The organism is Immundisolibacter sp., from assembly GCF_028696615.1.
Classification (GTDB): domain Bacteria; phylum Pseudomonadota; class Gammaproteobacteria; order Immundisolibacterales; family Immundisolibacteraceae; genus Immundisolibacter.
Window position 1 is genome coordinate 1 of record NZ_JAQVGQ010000174.1, and the last position, 5,804, is coordinate 5,804.

General features: G+C 66.1%; 5 protein-coding genes and 1 CRISPR repeat array. Of the genes, 3 read left to right on the forward strand and 2 right to left on the reverse strand.

Going from position 1 to position 5,804, the window contains the following annotated elements:
• A partial coding sequence (gene csb2 / locus PHC73_RS10760; RefSeq protein ID WP_300127859.1) for a type I-U CRISPR-associated protein Csb2 occupies positions 1-1,463 on the forward strand: 1,463 nt, incomplete at its 5' end.
• Positions 1,464-1,466: 3 nt separating this feature from the next.
• On the opposite strand, the gene PHC73_RS10765 is transcribed toward csb2, so the two are convergent.
• Together PHC73_RS10765 and PHC73_RS10770 are read right to left on the reverse strand one after the other, a co-directional pair.
• Complete coding sequence (locus tag PHC73_RS10765; protein ID WP_300127862.1) at positions 1,467-1,835, reverse strand: PIN domain-containing protein; 369 nt, start codon at positions 1,833-1,835, stop codon at positions 1,467-1,469.
• Positions 1,832-2,077: a ribbon-helix-helix protein, CopG family gene (locus tag PHC73_RS10770; RefSeq protein ID WP_300127864.1), complete on the reverse strand. Its 246-nt coding sequence runs from the start codon at positions 2,075-2,077 to the stop codon at positions 1,832-1,834. Before PHC73_RS10770 ends, PHC73_RS10765 begins: the two co-directional genes overlap by 4 nt.
• 78 nt (positions 2,078-2,155) lie before the next feature.
• On the opposite strand from PHC73_RS10770, the gene cas1 reads away from it, so the two are divergent.
• Positions 2,156-3,901 (forward strand): CRISPR-associated endonuclease Cas1, encoded by a 1,746-nt coding sequence (gene cas1 / locus PHC73_RS10775; RefSeq protein ID WP_300127867.1) that lies wholly within the window; start codon positions 2,156-2,158, stop codon positions 3,899-3,901.
• Positions 3,901-4,191: a CRISPR-associated endonuclease Cas2 gene (gene cas2 / locus PHC73_RS10780; protein ID WP_300127870.1), complete on the forward strand. Its 291-nt coding sequence runs from the start codon at positions 3,901-3,903 to the stop codon at positions 4,189-4,191. The genes cas1 and cas2 overlap by 1 nt, the downstream gene beginning before the upstream one ends.
• Positions 4,192-4,413: 222 nt before the next feature.
• Positions 4,414-5,752: a CRISPR direct-repeat array (repeat unit 36 nt; unit sequence ATTTCCGGGGCATTCAAGCCCCGGCCTCATTGAAGC).
• The last annotated feature ends 52 nt before the right edge of the window (positions 5,753-5,804 follow it).

The window sequence follows — 5,804 nt, forward strand, 5'->3', positions numbered from 1 at the left end:
ACTGGCCGGCCGACGGACCGCCACCGGTGGCACGCACGCTCATCGAGAAACTGGCGGCCGAGCCGCCACGCTATCGCCTGCCGAATGCCGTCGGCACCCACAGCCGGCATTACATGCCGCTGGCGCGTTTCAAGAACGGCCGCGAAGACACCACGCTGGTGTTCGACACCTGGGCGCAGGTGGACGGTGGCGAACTGGCCGTGCATTGGCCGGTTGAGCTGACGGCAGATGAGACGGCTGTGCTGCAGGAGCTGGCGCACGCGCTCGGCTACCTCGGCCGGTCGGAAAGCTGGGTGGAAGCGCAGCTCGCGGACACCAGCGATGCGCAGGCGTTTCCCGTCTTTGCCGGCGAAATAGCCGACTGCCCCGGTCCCGGGTGGGAACAGATACCCCTGCTGACGCTGCAACCGGCCGCCGACTATGCCCAATGGCGCATTCGGGCACTGGCAACGGCGTGCGCCGACGCTGGCATCGATCCGCACAAACCCAAGCTGGCCGCCAAAGAGAAGAAAAAGCTCGCCGAAGTGGAGGGAACCTTCCCGCAGGACCTCATCGCCTGCCTGCAGGTGGATACCGCCTGGCTGCAGCGCCTGGGCTGGAGCCAGCCGCCGGGCACCCGCAAGCTGTTTTATTGGCGGCCAACCACCTGCCTCGAAGCCGGTGCGCCCAAACCACGCCCCTCGGCGCGCAAGGCACCGGCGGTGTCCTGCATGCTGCTCGGCCTGTCCACGTCCAGTACCAGCCGTGGCAGCCTGCCGCGCATCGAGCGCACCTTGCCACAAGGCGAGCGGTTGCACCGATTGCTGGTGGCGCAGGCTGCGCGCCTGTCCGGCCACTCCAGGGTACTCAGCGGCTGTGACGAAGACCGCCAGCCGCTGACCCTGCCGCACCAGCACGCGCACTTGATCCATCTCGATCTCGACGCCGATGGTCATCTCGATCACGTTTTGATCTGGGCGCCAATGGGACTCGACGCCGAGGCCCAGGCGGCCGTGCGCGCAACCCGCCGCAGCTTCATGAAAGGGGGAGCCGGAGAATTGCGGCTGACGCTGGCAGGACTCGGCGAGCTCGGCGATTTCTCCCGATTGCCGGCGCCGTTCCATGTAGCCATCGAGGCGTTGTCCGGTGGCGCAGGGGCGCTGCGCTGGCGCTCGTTCACGCCCTTCGTGCCGCCGCGTTACCTGAAACCGCGCGGCCGCAACACGCTGGCGGGACAGGTGAATGCGGAGCTTGCCGCGCGCGGCCTGCCGCCGGCGATCGATGTGAACGTGCGCGATCCCCATACGGACGAGCAGGCGCGCCATGCCCGGCACTTCAAACGCGTCCGTGCCGGCGGCCCGCCACCCCCGCAGGACGTGGGCTTCGTCCTGGAACTGGAATTTTCTTCGCCGGTCCGCGGCCCGCTCGCACTGGGCTATGGCTGCCACTTTGGTCTGGGCGTGTTCGTGGCCACCCCCGCCTGACCCTCACACCGTGTACGGCACCTCGACCTCGAGCTCCGGTCCGCTGCGAAAGTCGCGCGTATTGCGCGTCGCCAGCGTGAGGCCATGCCCGGCGGCCAGGGCGGCCTGCAGCGCGTCGGGCAGTTTCAGGTGCAGGCGTCGACGCAGCCGCGCGGCGATGTCTGCGGTGTCGGTCGTGATCGGCAGCGCGGGGAACAAGTCCAGCAGTTCCCTGGCCAGCGGCAGGTCGGCATCGTCGAAGCCGGCCAGCACCTCGGCGCGGGTGATGACCGACACCGCGCAGGCACTGGCATGTTCGGCCAAAAAGCGCGTTGCCGGCGCAATGCCGTTCAGGTGGTCGATGACGATGACCGAATCGAGCAGGTATTTCACTCGGTCCGGCTCCACTCGTCGCGCAGCCGTCGTTGCCAGGCGAGGCCATCGCCCTCGCGCCACAGGCCGGCGGTGCGTTGCAGCACGTCCGCCAGGTCCGCCCGGCCGCGGTTTTGCTCGCGCAGGCGAAAGCTGCGCACCGCCTGTCGCACCAGTTCGGTCATCGGCTGTTTGCGCCGGCGTGCTTCCTGGTCGAGCCAGGCTTTGTCTTCCGGGTCCAGGTTGACGAGGGTTTTTGGCATGGGTTTCGGATATCCAAAAAGGTCCGTTACGATATCGCTGTCATCGCGCACGCGGCAAATCCCACCTCGGTGATCCATTTGGCCAGCCCTGACGACTCGTCCGACGCCACGCCCGCCTCGCAAAGCCCGCAGGGCGAGCTGCCGTTGCCATTTCCGGAATTCTCCGGCGACCTGCCACTGTTGCCGGCGCGCATGGTCAACGAATTCCAGTACTGCCCGCGCCTGGCGTACCTGGAATGGGTGCAGGGCGAATGGGCCGACTCGGTCGACACCGTGGACGGGCGCTATCGGCATCGGCGCGTGGACACCCCATCCGGCGATCTTGCCGATCCTGCCGACACCGCACCGGACAGCCGCCAGCACGCGCGTTCCATCACGCTGTCGTCCAATCGCCTGGGCCTGATCGCCCGCATGGATATCGTCGAGGCCGACGGCGACATCGCCACACCGGTCGACTACAAGCGCGGCAAGCGCCCGCACGTGGCGCGCGGCGCTTACGATCCCGAGCGCGTGCAACTGTGCGTGCAGGGCCTGATTCTGGAAGAACACGGCTTCACCGTGCCGGCCGGCGCGCTCTACTACGCCGAAAGCAAGGAGCGCGTACGGGTGGAGTTCGACGACGAGCTGCGCGCGCTCACGCGCAGCGCCGTGGATGGCCTGCGCCACATCGCCGCCGGCGGGCACATCCCGCCGCCGCTGGTGGACAGCCCCAAGTGCCCGCGCTGCTCGCTGGTCGGCATCTGCCTGCCGGACGAGGTGAATTTTCTCGCGCGCATGACCGAGCCGCCGCGGCCGCTCGCCGTGCCGCGCGAGGATGCGCTGCCGCTGTACGTGCAGGCGCGCGGTGCCAAGGTGAGCAAGAGCGGCGAGACGCTCGAGGTGTTCGTGGATGACCAGAAAGTGGCCATCGCGCGCCTGGGCGAGACCTCACAGGTGGTACTCCAGGGCGGCGTCTACCTCACCAGCCCGGCACTGCACGAGCTCATGGCGCGCGAGATTCCCGTTACCTGGCTGTCGCACGGTGGCTGGTTTCTCGGGCATACCGTCGGCCTCGGCCACAAGAACGTCGAGATTCGCACCGCCCAATACCGCGCCAGCTTCGACGATCGCCACTGCTTGCGTCTGGCGCGCGGCTTCGTGGCCGCCAAGATTCGCAACGCCCGCACGCTGCTGCGGCGCAACTGGAAGCGCGGCGAGCTGCCGGCCGATCTGCTCGACGAATTCCGCCGCGACATCGAGCAGGCCGAACGCGCCGGCAACCTGCAGACTCTGCTCGGTGTGGAGGGCAACGCCGCTGCGCGCTACTTCCGCCACTTCCGCGAAATGCTGGGCAACACCGACAGCATGAGCGCAAGCTTCGATTTTCAAAAGCGCAACCGCCGCCCGCCGGCCGATCCGGTCAACGCGCTGCTCTCCTACGCCTACAGCCTGCTCGCGCGCAGCGTGAGCGTGGCCGCCACCGCGGTCGGCTTCGACATCTATCGCGGCTTTTATCACCAGCCGCGCTACGGCCGCCCGGCGCTGGCGCTCGACCTCATGGAGCCGCTCAGACCCTTGATCGCCGAGTCCGCCGTCATCATGGCCATCAACAACGCGGAAGTGCGTCCGACTGATTTTCTGTCCGCCGCCGGCGCCGTGTCGCTCACCGGCGACGGCCGCAAGCGCTTCATCGCCAGCTTCGAGCGGCGGCTGTCGCAGGAAGTGACGCATCCAATGTTCGGCTATCGCGTCAGCTATCGCCGCCTGTTGGAATTGCAGGCGCGATTGCTGGCGCGTCACCTGCTGGGCGAAATTCCCGAATATCCCAACTTCACCACCCGCTGATGGATGAGCACCTGTACATCGTCGCCTACGACATCGCCGACGAAAAACGCTGGCGCGCGGTGTTCAAGATCATGAAAGGCTACGGCGAATGGCTGCAGCTGTCGGTGTTTCAATGCCGCCTGTCGCCACGGCGCCATGCCGAGCTGATCGAACTACTCACCGGCGCCATCAACCAGCGGCAGGATCATGTCCTGCTGCTGAACATCGGGCCCGCCGACAAAGTCGATCCGCGGGTCGTGAGTCTCGGCAAAACTTTTGAAGCCTTGGGCAAAGAACCGGTGATCGTATGAATGCCTGACAAAAAACTGCCGAATGCCGCCGCCGCGCGAGCGCTGCGGTGGTGGCCCGCACGCCGGGGACCGCTCGCGGCGCACAGCTCTTTGAAAATATGGTCCATAATGTCGCCGCGCCGGCCAACGGCGCGACGCGGGCGATGCGGCGCCGTGCCCACCGGCGCAGCGCTCGCACCGACGCGCTGCGCACGGCCATCAGTATGGCTCCCACGAGGGCCTATTTCCGGGGCATTCAAGCCCCGGCCTCATTGAAGCTGGGGATTTTGTAAGGCGGGGCCGTTGCCGGATACGCATTTCCGGGGCATTCAAGCCCCGGCCTCATTGAAGCCAGCGTGGTGACGGCGATCGAGGCTGCCGGTACTGGCATTTCCGGGGCATTCAAGCCCCGGCCTCATTGAAGCATGAAAGGCGAAGGCTTGCCGACAAGGTCCGCATTTCCGGGGCATTCAAGCCCCGGCCTCATTGAAGCGAATTCACTCCGGTCGATTCCATCGACAAGGTGCCGATTTCCGGGGCATTCAAGCCCCGGCCTCATTGAAGCCAGTGCGCCAGCCAGTGCCGGTACAGCTCGCGCGATTTCCGGGGCATTCAAGCCCCGGCCTCATTGAAGCTCGTTGCAGTCATCGTGGTCAGCTGATGCGTATGGCATTTCCGGGGCATTCAAGCCCCGGCCTCATTGAAGCCGGAAGGCGTCCGGCTTGCGCTCCGCGAGTTGGGACATTTCCGGGGCATTCAAGCCCCGGCCTCATTGAAGCGTTAGCCATGGTCGGTTCTCCTGGGTCCGCCTATTCTCATTTCCGGGGCATTCAAGCCCCGGCCTCATTGAAGCGTCCGCGAGAAGCTGCGCAACGGTGAGGAAATCCCGCATTTCCGGGGCATTCAAGCCCCGGCCTCATTGAAGCACGGCTCAGCAAACGCCACCATCCCCTGCCGAACCAGCATTTCCGGGGCATTCAAGCCCCGGCCTCATTGAAGCACGGCCACGACTACCTGCCCGCCGTGGCCGCTGCCATTTCCGGGGCATTCAAGCCCCGGCCTCATTGAAGCCCTTCGGCGATTTCCGCGGCGCTGTCCAAACTTTGCGGATTTCCGGGGCATTCAAGCCCCGGCCTCATTGAAGCACCGCGGTGCGCTATCTGGCTGCGCGCAACTGGCCGCATTTCCGGGGCATTCAAGCCCCGGCCTCATTGAAGCATGGGGTTGCGGGCCACGGTAGCGATCTGGCCGCCGATTTCCGGGGCATTCAAGCCCCGGCCTCATTGAAGCGCGGGCGGATACAGCGATTCGTAGTGAGCTTGCAGCATTTCCGGGGCATTCAAGCCCCGGCCTCATTGAAGCATGTTTTGCGCAACGCCATGGTTCTGCCGAGCCTTGGCATTTCCGGGGCATTCAAGCCCCGGCCTCATTGAAGCCGGCGTACCCGGCGAGCTGAAACACTGGCTTGTCCCGATTTCCGGGGCATTCAAGCCCCGGCCTCATTGAAGCTTGCGGTTGCGGGTCGCGTACTTGGTCGCGCAGCCTTATTTCCGGGGCATTCAAGCCCCGGCCTCATTGAAGCTCCCGGGTCCAGCCGGGGGCGACGGCCTCCACGTCAGCATTTCCGGGGCATT